Origin of the sequence: Lacticaseibacillus songhuajiangensis, from assembly GCF_003946025.1 — a bacterium.
GTDB lineage: Bacteria > Bacillota > Bacilli > Lactobacillales > Lactobacillaceae > Lacticaseibacillus > Lacticaseibacillus songhuajiangensis.
In genome coordinates, this window is the sequence record NZ_RHNR01000011.1 from 35182 (window position 1) to 53371 (window position 18190).

An 18190-nucleotide genomic window follows, 5' to 3' on the forward strand; every position below is an offset into this window, starting at 1 on the left:
CCCGCGGAGCGCAACTAGAAAGGCTGCGGACGTGGGCGCTTAGGCCCGGTCATATAAGGCGCTTGAAGTATAAATTTCGAACTTGGATTTATGCTTCAAGTGACTTATATGACCGGGCCTGCCCACGGTAGCGCGACTACGTACTAAAGTCAGTGCTCAAAAACGAACCGCTCCAAAAAGTTATCCCCAGTGGATAACTCGACAAGCACGAGTAATATTAAAAAAATTATCCACAAATGCTTAGTGTTACCCCCAATTAAGCGGGGATAAGCACAGCGTATGGGGATTAACGATAAACTTTTACACAACTAAGGAGACAGAAAGCATGGAATTCACAGAAGCAATCAAGGCACAATACGCCGCAGAACAGAAGCAGTCTGACCACGATCACCACAACCCGACGGCCGGCGCGATGACGAATCACATCGTGTCTAACCACGTGGTCCTCACCAACCGTCTGCGGCAGTTGCGCTGGTTCGTGAAGGGTGCAAATGCTAGCCAATTGGCAGCTGATTTCCAGCAGACGGCAACTGAAAACAGCACTTGGATTGACCGCTTAGGTGATGACTTGCTGGATGAAAACGAGATTCCGGCTAACATCAGCGCGGAGTACGGTGCTTGGTCCATGTTGGAAGAAAACGGCGAAATTAAGTACCTGTCCGCTGCTGAAATGGTGGACATCTTGGTGCACGACTTCAACACTGACAACCTGTTCATTACCCGTGCAATCGCCCTGGCACAGAAGGAAGACCGGCCAGCACTGGCGGCTGAACTTGTGAGTCTCCTTGGTTGGAACAACCGGCAAATTCGGCAGTACCAGGCAATTCTGGGCCACAATGCGCGTTTTGGTCTGGATGAAGAGGACGATGACGACGAAGATTAGGCTGCGGAGCGCAACTCCGCTGACGCCAGCGCACTACCCCCAAAGTGCCGACCCCAATGGTCGGCATTTTGGCGCACAAGCATTATAATGTGATTAACAGACCGAAGAAGGAGGCGCCCAAATGGATTTACACGAAGCAGAGGAATGTGTGCGCTTAGTCCCCATTTTTGAAAACCTACCAGACGCTGCAGTCACGCAGGTTGCCGGGCTAGTGCGCGATCACAGTTTCAGCGCGGGCGAGTATCTGTTTGCCGCTGGCGATGATGCAACAACGCTGTTCATCATTGCCAACGGCCAGGTGAAGGTTACACAGGATACGCTGAGTGGTCGCGAACAGATGCTGCGCCTCCTGACCGCAGGTGACTTCGATGGTGAAGCGGTGCTCTTTACACAGGGTGAGTACAACACTACCGGTTTGGCGCTCACGGACGTGCAGGCCTGCACCATTACGCGGGCCGACTTCCAAGCCTTGCTCCAGGCAACACCGGAATTGGCACTGAACGTTTTGAACGCGCTTGGCCAGCGTGTTGTGCAGCTAGAAGCGCAGGCTACTGCCGCCAGCACTAGCAGTGTTGGTGAACGACTGGCCAGCTATCTGGTAGAAACGGCTGCAACATTAGGCAGTGACAGTTATGAGCTGCCGCTGCGCAAGAAGGATTTGGCAGCCTACCTAGGTACTAGTCCCGAAACTGTCAGTCGGCGCCTGCGCAGCTTTGAAGATGGTGGTTACATCAAGCAAAGCGGTCGTAGCCACATTGCGTTAATTGATGGCGATGGCCTGCTGCTGGCAGCAAGTGAAACGAATTAAGTTGCAACAAAAACGCGCCCCGCTAAATTCGTTTGGAATTTAGCGGGGCGCGTTTTTGTTGGGTGAATGGTTTTTGCCATGCACCCCCGTCAAGACTGCGGGATGTTACTCTCTTTTAGTCCTATGAGTGGCTTTCTAGAAAACTGGAAAGCCGATTCTTGTCATGTACCGATAGTGTGCCAATAACTTTGTAGTGTGGAAGCTTCGACGCGTCTACAATCGTATTGGTGTTAATCCAAGACGGTTTGGTTAGATTTGCGAATTGCCAGTCCATAATTTCAAAGTATTTGGCCCGAATTCGGTCTGATTTGGACCGATATTTGCTAGTTATCTTGTACACACGGCTGTGTGGTGCCGAGGTCAGTCCGCTAATCAGAAGTATTGGACGTCGTTTTCCAACGCCTCCTTCTACGAATTCAACGTAAGCCCAGGCGACTTTGTTAGTAACTGTCATCGTCGTCACCAAACAAATAATCTTGAATTTCCTTTGGATCTGTCAACACAGGGGTCTTTGAATTTTCTACGGCATGGGCCAAGCGAATGTCTGCCAGTTCGTCTTCTGTGAGTTCCAGCGCAAACGGAATCTTTCCTTCTGCTGCAATTCTCTTGAACATCGCGTTAATGATTGATGAAGTGCTAATTCCTAGAGATGAAAGCACTTGTTTCGCTCGTTCTTCTGAGTCACGGTCGACATTTGCTTGAATCTTCTTCTTAGTAGCATCCATAATCAACACTTCCTTTACCTCCAACACTACTCCGAACATAATCCACTTTCAATCTCATGGACATGTTATCTGCCATCACTTGTAGTGCAAACGGCTAAGTGAAGGTGACGCAAGACACATTATGTGACCGTGAAAAAAAGCACCCGCAAAATTCACTCGAAATTTTGCGGGTGCGCGTTTATTTGTGGATAAGTCCGGGACTTACTTGGTCGCGTTAATTTTGGTGAGTGCTTTTGTCCACAAGTAGTGCACAATGTCCAAAGTGACGGCGACCGTGAGGGGCAACATGCCGGCAAAGAAGACGGCGATAATCATACCTGGCGCATCTTCAAATTGCGCCGTCACGTAAATCTGCGGCAACATGATGAAGAATTCGATTGCGATACCGTAAATGCTCAGCGTGACGTCGTGCAGTTGATCGAGCGCTTTGCTGGTGAAAGCCTGCTCCCGGTCAATAGTGTTCAGAAGTATCCAGGCGAACCACCCAGCTGTCAGGATGCAGATGAAGCACAGGTACATCCCCACACCGGCGATATAGGCGGTGTAGGGATTACCATAGATTGCCACCAGTCGTGGCGGTATGCGCCAGAGTGCAAAGATACCTAGTGCTAAATCAAACAAACTAATTGCAACAATAAAAAAACGCAAGAATAGTGTGCGGATGCGCATCCCAATCACTCCTTCTCTATGCTCTCAATGTACCACGCGCGGGCAAAAGAGAGTGCTAAGAAGTACTTAAGTCGCCGCAAGTAAAAAGACATCCGCAACGTGATTTAGTCTGAACTAAATTCGTTTGGGGATGTCTTTTGATTAAGCACCTTGTTTGTTTTAGCCCACCTTGCACTGGCGTAGGTGACGGGCTTTGGCCTGCTTCAGCGTAATCTTGTAGACGGTGCGGCTGCGGCGCAGGGTGCGGCAACCACGGCTGAGGTGGTAAACCTTTCCGTTAGGCACGATGTAAACCGCGCGGTTGTTACCGACGGCGGCCTTCTTGACGACCTTCTTCTTGGTCACCTTTTTAGCGGGGGCCTTCTTCTTGACGGTCTTCTTGGCAGGGGCCTTCTTGACGGTTTTTTTCACGACCTTCTTAGCCGGCTTTGCCATAGCGGCCTTACTGACGACGCTGGTACCATTGGCGTAGTTGAGCGTCACACCCTTTTGCACGTTGAAAATGTAAACGTTGAAACGGATGGCATTGCTGCCAACACTCTGGGCCATCATGTGCACCCCGCGGGCGAGCAGTTCTTTACCGCGGAAGACAGGCTCAACGCGGTAACGCACGTAGGAGTACTTGTGCGCCTTCAGGAAAGCGGCGACCTGGTTTTCGTAGTGCTCCATGGATGGTGCGTTCAAAGAAGCAGTCCCGGTCATCAGGTTCTTCCAGTTGTTGTTTTGACCGGTCAGCTGGTAACCGATGAGGTGGCTGCGGTTGTACAAGTAGCCGGTACCAATCTTCTTGTTGTGCCAGCCAGTTGGTGTCACGGTCAGTTCCTGGCGCTTGGCGCTAGGCATGAGGCGCTTGTTTAAGAGCGCGTTGGCACCCGTGACGCGGTTGTAGCGGTCTAAGTTACCGTATTTCTGCCAGGCACCTTTGCTGGTGGACAGGTCAGCTTTGCTGAAGGTTGTCTTGTTGCCGCTAACGGTGACAACTTGCTTGCCCTTGTAGTTCTGGGCGGCAAACCAGGCGTAAGTCCCAGTCTTGGCTGCGGCCTGTGCGTTTTGCTGGGCCGGCTGACCAAAGGCCATGCCGACGGTTGCAGCAAACAAGGCAATGAGCCCAGTTAGCCGCGCGCGATGCGTTGCTTTATTCATTTTTACCCTCCAATAGGTTCACGGAACCCAACTGCGTGTGTCTACAAAAGTCATGCGAGCACGCGCCCCGTCCGCGTTTTTCCGTCTCTAATCGTGCGACAATTCACGAGTAATTTCAACAGAAATTGGATGAGTTTTTGCGAAAAGATTGCGGAGGATGAACCTTGCTGCAACGGGGATTGTTGCGTAAATGCAGGCACTGGGCAATGGCCCTTTAGCTGGTGGGAATGGTTACGTGGTGCAGGAATTGAAATTACAAAATACAAACTGTCACGAATTGCGAGAGTGGGCGCGGAGCAGTCACATCTGGGTCGGCAAGCGCGCAACTGCACAGTCGCGCTCCCGTGAGCTGCCCCTCAACATGTAAACGTGGCAAACCGCTCACGTTCGCGGCCTTCGTAGTCGCGCTCACCGGAGCTGGTCCTCAACGTGTAAGACACCCAAGGCGTAAATCCTAAGCCCGGGGTTTACACCTCGGGTATCTTACGCGACCGGACCTCTTCGATGTCCGTCTTACTAGGTGCTAAAGCACCAAGTGCGACTGGCACCCCGCTCCGATTCGCAGCCTTCACACTTTTATCGCATTTTCGCACCGAGTATGACACATTCAGTGACTATGCTAAAGCCAACAATAATTCCTTGGGGGACAATAATATGCTGGCTTTTGATTTCTTAAATCACACACAGACAAAGGGTAAGACCATGATGCTCGACAAGGGGCTGGGGATGAACGCTGTCACCGACTTGCTGCAGACATCAGGTGCTGAGCTTGACTATGCCAAGTTTGGTTTCGGGACGGCGGCCACGATGGACCGCGATTTGGTTGCTGCCAAGATTGATCTGTACACGGCAGCGGGCGTCACACCATATCCTGGTGGCACCTTGCTCGAGGCCGCACTCGCGCAGGACAAATATGCCGAGTTCTTGGTTGAAGCACGCGCCCTGGGCTTTTTGGCCGTTGAAGTGAGTGATGGCTCAACGCAAATTGGGGCGCAGACACGTGAACGGGTGATTGACCGGGCACGTGAAGCCGGTTTTGCGGTCATCACGGAAGTCGGCAAAAAGAACCCAGAGGCGGACCACGAACTGGGTGTTGCCGAGCGCTTGCACCTGATTCAGACCGACCTGGACAGCGGCGCGAGTTACGTGATTATGGAGGCGCGCGAGGCCGGTAAGAACATCGGCTTTTACGACGCCAACGGTGCAATTATCGAGGACGAGCTGGATGCGCTGGCCAGTGTCGGCGCGGACAAACTCATTTTCGAAGCACCACTCAAAAGTCAGCAAGCCGCGCTCATTCTGAAGTTCGGCCCGCAGGTGAACTTGGGCAACATCGCCGCTGATGAGGTGACCGCGCTGACGACGCTGCGTCGCGGCTTACGCGGCGATACCCTTGGCCGAGTCTGAGGTGCGCCGATGAAACGACTATTTATCGTTCGGCACGGCAAAACAGAATGGAATAAGGCGAAACGGCTGCAAGGCGCGGGCGCCGATAGCCCCATTATCACCGATGACATCACGCCTTATGGCCAATTGGCGGCTTACCTCGATCAGTACGAATTCACCGCAGTCTACTCTAGTCCGCTTAAGCGCAGTGTGGACAGTGCTCGCCTGACCCTGGCGATGACGGGCGCACGCAACTTGCCGATTCAAACGGATGAACACTTGCGCGAGTTATCATTTGGCCAGTGGGAAGGGCGTACGCGCAAGGAACTCATTGCGGAGAATGAAGCCATGTTTCGCGCTATGTCGCAGCGCCGCGACGATCCCGGCCTGGCCGCTTTAGGCATGGAGAATTTTGCCAGCGCTCGGGTGCGCTTCGTTACGGGCCTGCGCGCGATTGCCGCTGCCATGCCAGCAGACAGCAACGCGCTTATCTTCACGCACGGCGGTATCGGCCAACTGGGAATCAAGGCCGTGACCGGTAATGAACGGCTGCTCGGGCTGAAGAACTTGTCGACATCCATTGTTGGCGTGCAGGATGAGCGGTTTTACCTCGATGTTTACAACCAGACCGCTTACCTCACGCACGTGGATCTAAACGAAGGCAACGTCTCGATATTGTGACGGTTTGCAGACAAAATCGCAGTATTAATACAGTTATATTAAAGAGCTGCTGAGGTGCTTTAATCACGAAGTTATTCTTCTATAATGATATTAATTTAGAGGAGTAACTGCTGGTGGGGGCCAGTGATTCGTGAGAAAGGTTGGTTACTATGCGTGCAAAATTTGAAGTCGTTCGTGGCGACATTACTCGAAGTCGCGTTGACGCCATCGTCAACGCAGCCAATCCCAACCTTCTCGGTGGCGGCGGCGTCAGTGGCGCCATTTACCGCGTCGCGGGGCCACAACTAACAGCGGCTTGCCGCCAAGTTGGCCCGTGCCAGCGCGGCGATGCGCGCATCACGGCCGGGTTTGGACTACCCGCGCACTACGTTATCCACACACCGGGGCCAGTTTGGCAAGGCGGCGGCGATGGTGAGCCGCGGATTCTGGCGGCTTGTTACCGCAAGAGTCTTGAGCTGGCGGCCGCAACCCGGTGCCGTACCGTTGATTTTTGCTCGATTAGTACTGGCATCTACGGCTACCCAATGGATCGGGCGGCGAGTGTGGCGGTGCGCACCATTGACGAGTTTCTCGCCACGAATCCCGGCACGATTCGGCGGGTACGCATGGTCGCGTACGACCGCGTGACCGAACAGGCCTACGAGCAGGCGCTGTCCGCAAGTGTGCTCTAAAACAAACATGATGATTATCACCCCGTGCATTTGCGTGCGCGGGGTGTTTTTGGAGGAAACAGGATGACGGTAATTGAGACGCAGCGACTGACCTTGCGGCCGTTCACAATGACAGATTTGCCGGAATTTTTTGCCATGCAGGCAGACAAACAAGTGAATCGTTTCTTGCCTTGGTTTCCGCCGGCGACCGCGGCTGAGGCGGCCCAGATGTTGGCGGAATTGCAAAACGCGACGGCCGGCTTGCACCTGGCCGTGTGTTTACGGCAGACTGGTGAGCTTCTCGGCTACGTGAACGCCGATGACAGTGGCGCGCATGATTTGGGTTACGGCCTGACGCGCCGTGCGCAAGGGCATGGTTACATGACCGAAGCTGCAGGTGCGGTGCTGGCACGGCTGTGTGAGCTGGGCTGGCCATTCGTGACGGCCACGCATGATGTGCGGAACCCGAAGAGCGGCGCGGTGATGCAACGGCTGGGGATGATTTATCAGTACAGTTATGAGGAGCAGTGGCAGCCGAAGAATGAGCTGGTGACTTTCCGGCTCTATCAACTGAGTCTCGATGGTAAGACGCGGCCAGCGTTTCCACTCTACTGGCAGCAGTCGACCGTGCACATGGTGGAGAAGTTTGCGGACTAAGGCGAGAACAAAAGGGGCCGTGACAAAAAGATTTAGCACGCGAATGTTACATCGTGGTCGCGCGCCAAAAGGCAGCCAGTCGACCTCGCGCTTTAGCGCGTAGTGAGACGGACACCGAAGGGCTCCCTAACATACAAACAAGCACCGACCAGAATCCTAAGTTCGGGATTCCGGCCGGTGCTTGCTTGTATATCGGGAGCTAACCGCCTTTTGGCACAGCCCCTTTGATTATTCAGTTAGATGACGTTGCTTTGGCGTTCGATGTCTTCGGCGGCGTCGCTACGCAGCGGAATGCCAATCATGATCAGCCAGCTGGCGGTCATGTTGGCGAGCTGGCAACTGCCAGCCATGCCCAGTGCGTCAACAAGCTGCTGGATGGCGTTCAGGTTCACGCTGGACTCGGACTTGATGTAAGTCAGGACATCCATGTACAACTTGCGGCGGTAGTTCTGCTCCGGCTGGGTTGGGTCGATGTTCAGCGCGGTGAGCATCTCGGCAATCTCTTCAGCCATCGCCACATTGCGGTCGGCAAGCGGCCGGCGGATGGCGTTAAGCAGGGCATCGCGGTAAGCAAGTGAATCATCTTCAGGGTGCCGCCGCTGCATGAACGACCGGCGCATGAGGCGCAGGCACCGCTCAGCAGCGTGGCCATCCATGAAGTAGATCAGCCGCTGAACGATGTTGTATTCAAACCGGTGCCAGTCATCATCGCGGGTGAGAAAGTCAACGACAAGCTTCTCGTCATCGCCGCTCATGCGCACAAGTGGGTCGCGGATGTAGGCGACTGCGTACTTCAGCATCAACAGGTTGTACTCGCGCAATGGGAGCTGCAAGTGCTGGGTGCCCGTCCGGTAAGTGCGGTAGGCGAGCTCGGCCTGTTCGATGTCGCCGGTAATGATGGCGGCGTCGACGCGGCGCTGCGCCAGGGCGTATGCCTTCGTTGCCTGGTTGGATTGCAAGAGCAGGTCGCTTGGATCAATCTCTGCTGCTTCAACCGCTGGTGCCAGTTTGGCGATGGTTAAATCGATTTGTCCCCGTTCGAAACGTGACAATGTGGTCTCAGAGACCCCACTGGCCACGTCCCGGATTTTGAGTCCACGCCGTTTACGAATATGTCTGAAAAACGGACCTAATTCTGAATCGTAGTCTTCCAATGTAGACTCCTCCTAAATAAAGTATCAATCCTGTAATACTAAGTTTCCCCGCCTAACAGTATAAACTACGGCAGGGTGGTTAAGTCAAGCAAATAAACGAGAAAAATGTTATTTGGCGAAATTGGTAGAAATTGCATAAAAGCCGATTAAGTGGCGCACAAATGGTTAAATAGCGGCATTTTGCTTTGAAAATCAAAATTCAAATACGGAATACGTGTGCATACAAGCTTTTGTAATCGTTATTGAAAGCGGTGCCTATGATGAACTTTGACAAACTTTGGTTCAGGCAGTGGCTGCTACTCCCGAACACGGATTAAGCAAGTCGCAATTTACGTTCGTAAACCATCTCCGCAAAAAATTACTGTCTCGAAGCGCCTAATTACCGACATGACGGGGATAGATGACTCTTTTTTGACGGCTGCGGGTGAAACATTCTCGTCAATAATTCCGAATACTTGTAAAGACACCTTCCCGTAAATGTGCACGGTTCGCGAACGATTAGATTTTCAAGTAGCTTTACATAACTGAAAATCGAACGTTTGCGTGTGTTGTTCTCATTTTCGCCAAAATAATGTCGTCCGTGCGGAGCAGACGCTGGCAGTGGCCTAGTGTATACTGGGACTGGAAAGTTTTGTTGGTGAGGCAAGCGGTGCGCGGGAAGATGCACAGCGCTGTCGCGCACCAGACGGCAGCCCTCACTGAAAGGTAAGGAAGCACGATGGCAGATAAAAAGCACATGGAAGAAACGTTGCAGCAGTGGGCCGATGGCTTCTTTGCGCAAGCTGAAAACCAGGGGATGCTGGAACAGTTTGGCATTGACAGCGACGACGCACGGCTGATCATTGAAGAATTCACCCGCGACATGTTCGCTAGCAGCGGACGGGAAGTGCGGCGCTGGACGCGTAAGAGCGTGCTGGCCATGCTGAACCAAAAAGGTTCCAGTTGGTTGAAGCTCACTGATGAGCAGTGGTTGGACGCAGCGAGTGTCATGTACGCGTACATGGCTTATTTGCAGAACCAGCACCACATGGACAACGCGGACACGATTTCATCCGCACTGGATGATTTTGGTGACGCCCAATTCTCCTTCTCCGATATGGAAGACGATGACGACTTCGGTGGCACTAAGGCGACCGGCGATGGGTTCAACCCGTCCATTCCGATTATGAAACTGGCCGCGCTGTACGGGGAAGATGAGCAGGCAAAAGGTGACATCACGGCTTTTGCACATGATCATCTCAGCGAGCTGGTCATGCTCGCGGACGGCGCAGACGGAATGGATCTGATTCTGTTGAGCGCACTGGCTGCTGGCCAGGCGAGTCCTAGTGATGAGTTTCTGAATCGCTGGTTCGATCAGGTGGTGCGGCCGGAGATTGACTTTGATAGTATCGCCAGTGAGCACAAGCTGAACCTGACAAAGCCAGAGCAACGGCGCAAGGCCGAGAAGATGGTGCTGGATAGTTTCGTGAACGACCCGAGCGAGTTGCCGAGTGAAATTCGGATGCAGTTCGCCGCCCGCATCGATGGGGACCCAATCGTCGACGCCGCGTCGCAAATGCGTTTCTTTGCCCGCCACGATAAGGTTCTGCGGCGTTACTTCGGCTTTAATCCGGATGCCAGTGCCACGGACGAGTTTGACCAGGCGCGTGCCGGTCAACGCTTCGGCCAAGCAAACCACGTCCCAACTGTGAAGACTGCCCCCCACAAGCCGGCTAAGGTGATTGACCTGGCCGATGCCCGCAAGAAATTAGAGGAGAAGAATTAATGGCTAAATCAGTTTACGTGTTGACCCTCGCTAGCCCCGACCAGGTGGAAAGTTCTGTGTACGCACACGCTGCTAAATGCCGCACCGATTTCCAGAACCTGGTGAACGGTCTGCTCGCCAAACAGGACGAAGTGTCGCTGGACATGGTGCTCAATGATGAAGAGGACCACGGCGATTTCTTTGATGGTTATGGCATTAACATGCGCTGGCAGCAAGAAGAGATTGTGGAATAAGCGGTAAATGAATCCCTGGCGTGCAGCCGGGGCTTTTATTTTGCAGCGGTGATAATTAGTGAGGAGGGAAGATTGTGCACCGAGCGCTGAGCATACTCAAACAGTTCCGCCAGCAGTGGGCACGCGATTTGCTGCTGATACTTTCTTGCGGTTTTGTGCCCTTAATGATTGTCATGCCGCTGCTGCGCCTGCTGGTTGGGGCGCTGCTGCGCGTCGGCGGTGTGCCGCTTCTGGCGCTCAGCAATGGTCTAATGGTGTTGCGCACCAAACCCTTGGTGAGCGGCGCATTACTACTTGTGTTTTGCGGTGTCGCGGTTGCTGCTTGCGCACAATTGATGTTTTTGGTGGCAGCCGTGCGTACACTGCAGACGCGCCCGCTACTGATGGCTGTGCGTGCCGGCTGGCAAGGGGCGCACAGCTTGCGCTTAAGCAGTGTTCCCCTGCTGACGACGTTCAGCCTGCTACTGCTGCCGCTGACCGGTTTGATTCTGAATGGCAGCTGGGTGGCCAAGTTCCGCTTGCCGCTCTTTCTGGCTTGGTGGTTAAGTTTACGGCCGGCGCTTGCCCTTAGTGTGCTGGTCTTGTATTTGTTGTGCTACTGGCTGGGAATCCGCTGGCTGCTGGCTCTGCAATACATGTGTCAGAACGCCAGCACCACCACGGCACTGGCCAAAAGTTGGCGGCAGACGCGCGGTCATTTCTGGTCGCACACCAGGACTTTGGCTGTACTACTCGCTGTTATTACCGCTTGCAGTTACGGCTGGACCGCACTAATTGCGGGGGTGCAATCGCTACTTGATGGCAATCCCTGGGCATTTCGCAGTGCCGTGGTACTGGCGACAATTTTGCTACTTGGCAAATCACTAATCGCCGCGGCGAGCTGCGCACTGCTCTTGCTGTGGCTGAACACACCGCTGGCAAAATCGGCGCTGGTGGCAACTACGCGCCAAAAACAATCGTGCTGGCCACTGCTGCTTTTGAGCGCAGTGATGACAGTTGTCCCGCTCACCACTGCACTGGCCACTTACCAGTTCAATCCGCACCCGTTAACGATTGCCCATCGTGGTGTTGACGGTCATGATGGCGTGCAAAACACCATCTCCGCGCTCCGCCGCACTGCCGCGCACCATCCGGATTATGTCGAAATGGACGTGCACGAGACCAAGGACAAACAGTTTGTGGTGCTGCATGACGAGAACTTACGCCAGTTAGCGGATGTCAACAAAACGCCGCGGCAACTCACTTTACGCCAGCTGCAGGCTGTCACGGTGCGTGAAAATGGTCGCCGCGCGAAACTGGCTAGTTTTGCTGAGTATTTGCGCACAGCTGAGTGTCTGCACCAGCGACTCATTGTGGAACTCAAGATAACGCGGGGGGATAGTTCGGACGTGCTGACGCGTTTTGCTGAGCGCTATGGACAGCGCTTGCGCCAACGCGGCAGCAAGGTGCACTCGCTAAATGATGCCGCCATGCAGAAAATCCGCCGGCTGGTTCCCGGCCTTTATACCAGTTACGTACTTGGCGGCAGTCTGATGTTCCCCAACACGCGGTTGAATGCTTACTCGATGGGTACGCCAATGCTGGATACGGTGTTCACAAGCCAGGCACATGCCCGCGGGCAGGCAGTCTGGGCGTGGACGGTGAACGACCAAGCCAGCATGGTGCAGATGATGTTTGCCGGTAGCGACGGAATTGTGACGGACCGCTCGAGTACGTTGCAGGCCGTTATGCACCAGCAACAGCGCCGACCGGCATACGCACAGTGGCTCCGCTTGATCAGTGATAGCGGGGATGACTTGTGGTTGGGTGGCTTATTGGAGTAGTCAGGATAGCTATGAATGAAGTCAGCAAATGGCGTGTTCACAATCGCGAACACGTTTTTTTGCACACTCGGGAAAATGCAGTTGTGCACGAAACGAGCAATTGGCAGTGAATAGTGGCTGTTAATGTGGATTGTGGTTTAAAATATTAACCATGTTGGATAAGTTATCTAGTCGATATGACAAGTATTTGTGTACAGGTTAATTACGGTTTACGAACTTGTATTATGACCTAAACAGTAGTTGCTCATCGAGATAACAAGTACAAACAAATTAATTCGTGAAAATGTCGTGTTCGGGAACGCTTGTGCCACATGAGTTTTCATCAATTGTGGAACAAAAGTACCGAACAAATTGTAATGTAAGCGTTGACAATTAATGGGGTAGCGTCATATACTCTAGCCATGGTTGTCATACAGGTAATACAAGTTAGGTGATTATTTTGAATAGGCAGCCATTTTGGCAATATGAGCAAATTAGTGAAGACTTAATCAGAAAAATCGATTCCGGCGAGATTGAGGTGGGATCGAAGCTTCCGAGTGAACAGCAGCTTGGCGAACTGTACAGCGTCAGCCGCATCACGATTCGTAAGGCCTTGGCCGAACTCGAGGAAAAGAACTACATCGAGAAACGACAGGGTAAAGGAAGTTTCGTCAAGGATCCTCAAACCGCGGACGCTGAAGTTGATTATTTTGAAATGCCTGGTCGGCAATTGGCGCGGCGGGGTTACAAGGTTCAAATTAGTTTGCGCGATTTTAAGATTTTGGCTAACGGCGAGGAACCGACCGTACGCACAGAGATGGGCCTAGGCCCGTACGACTACTTGTACTTCATCAGTCATGTGTACAGTTTGGACGGCGTGGACGTCATCTGGCGCACAACGTTTATGCGTTTTGCGGATTTCCCGATGATTACCGCCGCCGAAGCCGCTGATAGAGAAATCATTCCGATGCTGGAGAAGCGTTTCGGGATGGACACCACGCAGATGGTTCACCAGATTATTTCGGGAGTGGATTCCCACACCCGCGCCTGGCTAGGACTGCCGAACACGGCGCCGCGCGGCTCCTTCGTTGAAGCGCGCACTGAGTACCGGAATGAGGCCGGCCATATCGCGTATATGAGTCGCACCATCTCACCATCAACGGCCCGGATTTTCCTCGTTGGCCATAAGGAGGAAGTTAGTATGTCAACACCACATATTTTGTTAACTCGCATTGATAATCGTCTTGTCCACGGACAGGTGGGCGTGACCTGGACCAAGACTCTGGGCGCCAACCTGATTCTGGTTGCCAACGATGAGGCAGCGCAGGACGTGCTTCAGCAGAAACTAATGAAGAGCACCGCGGATTCTTCAGGCGCTGGCATTCGCTTCTTCACACTTGAGAAAACCATTCAGGTGATCAGCAAGGCTGCTGACCGGCAGAAGATCTTCATCGTTGTGAAGACCCCAGGCGACGCGCTGAAGCTCGTTGAAGGCGGCGTGCCAATTACCGAACTGAACGTCGGTAATATGCACTTCGCCCCTGGCAAGGTTGAAGTGACGAAGAAGGTTTACGTCGACCAGCAGGATAAAGATGACCTCATGGCTTTGGTCAACAAGGGCGTTAACGTCTACATTCAGGATGTCCCTGGCGACCGCAAAACGTCTGTTAACTTTTAAATCACTGTCTTCTTTTGAGGAGGAATTGTCATGGCAATAACCTTGACACAAGGCATCATGCTTGGGGTCTTCGCTATCTTAGCGGGGCTGGACTCTTGGCTTGAAGTATTCTATATTTTCCGTCCGATTATTTCTTGTACAGTGGCTGGTTTGATTCTCGGCGATTTGCGCCTCGGAATCATCGCCGGTGGGCTCACCGAACTTGCCTTTGCAGGTTTGACCCCAGCCGGTGGGACCCAGCCACCTAACCCAGCGGTCTGCGGTATTATGACCGTTGTGATTGCGCACACGACAAGCGTTGCGCCCGCAACTGCGATTGGGCTCTCACTGCCATTCGCAATGCTCATGCAATACATTCTCTTGATGTTCTACTCAGTATTCTCAGTATTCATGCCCGTTATGGACAAGGCAGCGGCAGAAGCTGATACGAAGAAGTTTGCACGTATTCCTTACCTGATTATGACCATCGTTAGCATCTCCTTCTTCATCGTCATCTTCCTGTCCGCATACGCCGCTCAGGCACCAATGGCAGCCCTTGTTAAGGCTATGCCAACATGGCTCATCCATGGTTTTGAACTCGCCGGGGGCGCACTGCCAGCCGTAGGGTTCGCGATGTTGCTCAAGGTCTTGCTCCGTGTGGAGTACGTCCCATACCTGCTGCTCGGTTTCGTGGTGGCAAGCTTCATCAACTTCTCCAACGTGCTGCCAGCAGCCGTTATCGGGATTGTGTTCGCAATGATTGAATTCTTCCGTGACAAGAAGAACAAGGATCTGCAAGCGCAGATTGAGGAACTGAAGGAATCCGGTGTGAATGGAGGCGAAGAGGATGGCATCTGACGACAAGAAGACGCAAGGCGGTAAGCTGACCAGCCATGACATTACCATGCTGGGGGTTCGCTCCTCACTTTTGCAAGCGGCATTCTCTTACGAACGCATGCAGGCCGGTGGCTGGGCATGGGCTCAGGTGCCAGTTTGGAAGAAAATCTTTGGTGATGACAAGAAGGGCATGTCCGAGGCCATGACCGACAACATGGAATTCATCAACACCTCACCACCACTGGTTTCCATCCTGATGGGTCTGCTCACCAGTTTGGAAGAAAAGCACGTTAACCGGCAGACCATCCGTGGTTTGAAGAACGGGTTGTTTGGCCCAATGGCTGGGATTGGGGATGCCATTTACTGGTTCACGCTGATGCCAATCGTCGGCGGGATTGCGGCCTCCTTCGCTTCGAAGGGGAACATCCTCGGCCCACTGCTGTTCTTCATCGTGTACCTGGGCATTTTCCTTTGCCGGATTCCGTTCGCACACTTGGGTTACAACCTGGGGACTAAGGCAATCGATGTCATCCAGGATAACTCCGAAATCATTGCCCGTGTTGCAACCATCATGGGTCTGACCGTTATCGGGGCGCTGATCAGCTCTTACGTTGGTCTGTCACTCAAGCTCAAGATTGGTTCAGTCTCACTGCAGAAGGACTTCCTGGACAAAATTTTTCCTAACATTTTGCCACTTGGTTTCACCTTCCTGCTGTTCTGGCTGCTGAAGAAGAAGGTATCCCCAATTGTGCTGATTGGTGTAGTGTTCGTACTCTGCATCGCCTGCTCATTCTTCGGGATCATGTAGGACAGTTGCACGGGATAGCACCCTTATTAGAACGGCTATGTGGGGCAGACTTCTGCGCTTAGCCCGACTTTGAAACTGACGCAAAACCCGCGTCAATTCCAAAGTCATGCTAATGCTCAAAGTCTAAACGTCCCGCTCCGCACACTTACCAGGAGGTAACACATGGCAAAGATTCACACGATTATTACAGGGCATGGTAACTTTGCCAGCGGCATGCGTAGCTCCGTGAAGCTGCTTGCCGGAGTTCCTGATAACTTCGACTTCCTGGACTTCACTGAGAACATGTCTGAAGAAGACGTGAGCGCCAAGCTTGATGAGCTGAACGCGAGCGGCGAACCACTGCTTGTGTTCGCTGATCTGCTCGGGGGCACACCGTACAAGTGCGCTGCCAAGCTGGCAGTGGCACACCCGGAGCAAGACATCGCGGTCGTGGCCGGCTGCAACCTGGCATCTCTCTTAGAGACCATGTTCGACGACTACGCTAACGCCAGTGAGTACGCGAACGCCCTTGTGGATGCCACGAAGCGCGCCGCACAGGTACTCGACCTGACGCCCGATGAACCAGAAGAAGACACTGACGAAGACGGTATCTAGGCATTCCTCCAAAATTGCCTCGACGCCTCTGCGATTGGCTAAGCAACGGCTGGTTGCGAATCGGTGACAACTTGAATATGGAAAAGGAGCTCGACTTGGTCGGGCTCCTTTTTGCGTGGAACAGGGAGTATGCAACGTCACCATGCCCCTAGTAAGTTAGGCTTTGAAGACAACATCGTTATGATATTCGAGGGCGTCAGCACTGGGGGCGCCAACTGCGGGTAGATAAATAGTGTTCCCGGCAAACCGATCCAATTCCGCACGAAGGTTTGAATCACGCCGAACTCGTGGAGATTCACGAATAGCTTTGGTTCTCGCATCTATGGTAATGAAGCCTTGATCAAAAGCTTTGTCCCACAGAGGAGACAGGCAAATAACATTGCTCGGATCGAGACGGCGATTACTGCTTTTTGCCCAAGGAATGATATGTGAAGCAATTAGAAATTCTCGAGTATTAATTCCGGTAACTGCGCAGCGATAGTCATAGTTGTTCTTGACAATTTCGGCTAGGACATTTTGGCCTATTCGCTGATTAGCCAGTGAGACTCTATTAGTTAGTTTGTAGTTGCCAAGCTGTATGTTGTTGTAGATGGCACTTTCTTCTGCAACGAGTGAGGTTGGTAAAAGTTCATTGTTGCCTGTTCCTAACTTTACCAACTCGGTGAAATCAGTTCGGTTGATTTGGGTCATTCCGTATTGATTGAAAAAGTGCTGCCAGTCTTCACGCTCACGCTTTTTAAATGACCAGGAATAATTTAGTAAATCTTCGTTACCGAGTAAATAGTGAGTGAAGGAGAAGGTGTTAGTTAACGTTGCTGTGCAGGTACCGTCAACTTCACGTGCAATATGTTCAATTTGGCCCGCTCCAAATAGCATGAATTGCCGCTTGCTTGTTTTGGGACGGCGGTAAATGAACCAGTCCCCCTCTTGGACCTTATTGAACTGGTGTGCATTCCACTGATAATTCTTGAAGTCTTCATCTGCATATTTATTCTCACTAACGGCACCGCGAGTGTCGAAGATGAAGAAATTTGCGTCGATTGGTAGTGAACTAAAAAAATTGTCTTCTGTTGTAGTCACGGGGGTTAAATAGCGGTCCGTGAAAGTAGAAAGACTCATTGCATAGTAATTTAGTAGCATTGTAAGAGTGTCTAGTTTAACAAGTGCTTGACCATTTTCGATACTAGAAAGTGCATTGAGAGAAATGTCATTGTGATTGACAACATCTTGACGAGAACGATGTGTATCAATTCTGAGTCGGTATAAGGCCTCACCGTACTGGTTTTTGATATTTAGACTGTTCATTTTACCAATCCCATTTATTGTTTTCTCTTATCATACGAGCCAGTATTCATGTGAAGATACCAAGCAGACTTGGTATCTTTGGATGAGGCTTTTTACTCAATAAGCAATCATTCCAATTTATGACAACGATTGCAAATGTACGATAACTTTTGTTAATACAGCTAACATTATAATGGTTATGCATGTTAAAATTTAAAGTATATAACCAAAAAATAGGATCAGGAAAGGTCTTGTGTTTATGAATGAACTCACGCGCCAGTTGCAAAATACATTGGCGAAGTTATTAACCAAAATAAATGAAGAAGAAGGACTGCGGAGTACTAGTTTGTACAACGTATTGATGTCTTTAAAAAATACCCTGGTTTAAAATCGAAGTGCAACACCTGATAAAGCAGACCAATTTGCACAAAAAGGTCATGAAGACCTATTCTTG

17 protein-coding genes and 1 pseudogene are annotated in these 18190 nt (G+C 52.1%); 13 read left to right on the forward strand and 5 right to left on the reverse strand.

The genetic code is table 11. The features are described from left to right. Positions 1–325 precede the first annotated feature (325 nt). Positions 326–883, forward strand: a complete 558-nt coding sequence (locus EKM97_RS04490; RefSeq protein ID WP_125571085.1) for a ferritin-like domain-containing protein — start codon at positions 326–328, stop codon at positions 881–883. A gap of 121 nt (positions 884–1004) precedes the next feature. Next, the gene (locus EKM97_RS04495) at positions 1005–1691 is read left to right on the forward strand and encodes a Crp/Fnr family transcriptional regulator (protein WP_125571086.1); all 687 of its coding nucleotides are present in this window, start codon (positions 1005–1007) and stop codon (positions 1689–1691) included. A gap of 440 nt (positions 1692–2131) precedes the next feature. On the opposite strand, the gene EKM97_RS04505 is transcribed toward EKM97_RS04495, so the two are convergent. The 3 genes and pseudogenes from EKM97_RS04505 to EKM97_RS12200 form a co-directional block, all read right to left on the reverse strand. Then, positions 2132–2416 (reverse strand): type II toxin-antitoxin system RelB/DinJ family antitoxin, encoded by a 285-nt coding sequence (locus tag EKM97_RS04505; RefSeq protein ID WP_225419211.1) that lies wholly within the window; start codon positions 2414–2416, stop codon positions 2132–2134. 201 nt (positions 2417–2617) lie between these two features. After that, positions 2618–3085: a DUF2975 domain-containing protein gene (locus EKM97_RS04510; protein WP_125571089.1), complete on the reverse strand. Its 468-nt coding sequence runs from the start codon at positions 3083–3085 to the stop codon at positions 2618–2620. Positions 3086–3529: 444 nt separating this feature from the next. After that, positions 3530–4093 (reverse strand): annotated as a pseudogene (locus EKM97_RS12200) (DNA/RNA non-specific endonuclease); the annotation flags it as partial. A 789-nt stretch (positions 4094–4882) separates the two neighbouring features. Between EKM97_RS12200 and EKM97_RS04520 the strand changes: the two are divergent. From EKM97_RS04520 to EKM97_RS04535, 4 genes are all read left to right on the forward strand, one after another. Continuing rightward, positions 4883–5635: a phosphosulfolactate synthase gene (locus EKM97_RS04520; protein ID WP_125571091.1), complete on the forward strand. Its 753-nt coding sequence runs from the start codon at positions 4883–4885 to the stop codon at positions 5633–5635. 9 nt (positions 5636–5644) lie between these two features. Beyond that, positions 5645–6295, forward strand: coding sequence for a histidine phosphatase family protein (locus tag EKM97_RS04525; RefSeq protein ID WP_125571092.1), 651 nt, complete (start codon positions 5645–5647; stop codon positions 6293–6295). Positions 6296–6444: 149 nt separating this feature from the next. After that, on the forward strand, positions 6445–6966 hold the full coding sequence (locus tag EKM97_RS04530; RefSeq protein ID WP_125571093.1) for an O-acetyl-ADP-ribose deacetylase: 522 nt from the start codon (positions 6445–6447) through the stop codon (positions 6964–6966). Positions 6967–7029: 63 nt separating this feature from the next. Further along, positions 7030–7602, forward strand: coding sequence for a GNAT family N-acetyltransferase (locus tag EKM97_RS04535; protein WP_125571094.1), 573 nt, complete (start codon positions 7030–7032; stop codon positions 7600–7602). A 236-nt stretch (positions 7603–7838) separates the two neighbouring features. On the opposite strand, the gene EKM97_RS04540 is transcribed toward EKM97_RS04535, so the two are convergent. Continuing rightward, positions 7839–8756: a helix-turn-helix domain-containing protein gene (locus EKM97_RS04540; protein WP_125571095.1), complete on the reverse strand. Its 918-nt coding sequence runs from the start codon at positions 8754–8756 to the stop codon at positions 7839–7841. A gap of 718 nt (positions 8757–9474) precedes the next feature. Between EKM97_RS04540 and EKM97_RS04545 the strand changes: the two genes are divergently transcribed. The 7 genes from EKM97_RS04545 to EKM97_RS04575 all read left to right on the forward strand — a co-directional run bounded on the left by EKM97_RS04545 (position 9475) and on the right by EKM97_RS04575 (position 16452). Then, entirely contained in the window at positions 9475–10521 is a 1047-nt protein-coding gene (locus EKM97_RS04545) for a hypothetical protein (RefSeq protein WP_125571096.1), read from the forward strand. After that, the gene (locus EKM97_RS04550; RefSeq protein WP_125571097.1) at positions 10521–10754 is read left to right on the forward strand and encodes a hypothetical protein; all 234 of its coding nucleotides are present in this window, start codon (positions 10521–10523) and stop codon (positions 10752–10754) included. The genes EKM97_RS04545 and EKM97_RS04550 overlap by 1 nt, the downstream gene beginning before the upstream one ends. Before the next feature lie 74 nt (positions 10755–10828). Then, entirely contained in the window at positions 10829–12577 is a 1749-nt protein-coding gene (locus EKM97_RS04555) for a glycerophosphodiester phosphodiesterase (protein ID WP_125571098.1), read from the forward strand. Between the two features lie 430 nt (positions 12578–13007). Continuing rightward, complete coding sequence (gene agaB / locus EKM97_RS04560) at positions 13008–14234, forward strand: PTS galactosamine transporter subunit IIB (RefSeq protein ID WP_225419209.1); 1227 nt, start codon at positions 13008–13010, stop codon at positions 14232–14234. A gap of 30 nt (positions 14235–14264) precedes the next feature. Next, positions 14265–15071 (forward strand): PTS galactosamine transporter subunit IIC, encoded by an 807-nt coding sequence (gene agaC / locus EKM97_RS04565; protein ID WP_125571100.1) that lies wholly within the window; start codon positions 14265–14267, stop codon positions 15069–15071. Beyond that, positions 15061–15858 carry a PTS galactosamine transporter subunit IID gene (agaD, locus tag EKM97_RS04570; protein WP_125571101.1) on the forward strand — a complete coding sequence of 266 codons (798 nt, stop codon included), beginning with the start codon at positions 15061–15063 and terminating at the stop codon, positions 15856–15858. Before agaC ends, agaD begins: the two co-directional genes overlap by 11 nt. A 162-nt stretch (positions 15859–16020) precedes the next feature. Beyond that, positions 16021–16452: a PTS sugar transporter subunit IIA domain-containing protein gene (locus EKM97_RS04575; protein WP_125571102.1), complete on the forward strand. Its 432-nt coding sequence runs from the start codon at positions 16021–16023 to the stop codon at positions 16450–16452. Positions 16453–16608: 156 nt separating this feature from the next. On the opposite strand, the gene EKM97_RS04580 is transcribed toward EKM97_RS04575, so the two are convergent. Further along, on the reverse strand, positions 16609–17757 hold the full coding sequence (locus EKM97_RS04580; RefSeq protein WP_125571103.1) for an HNH endonuclease: 1149 nt from the start codon (positions 17755–17757) through the stop codon (positions 16609–16611). Between the last annotated feature and the right edge of the window lie 433 nt (positions 17758–18190).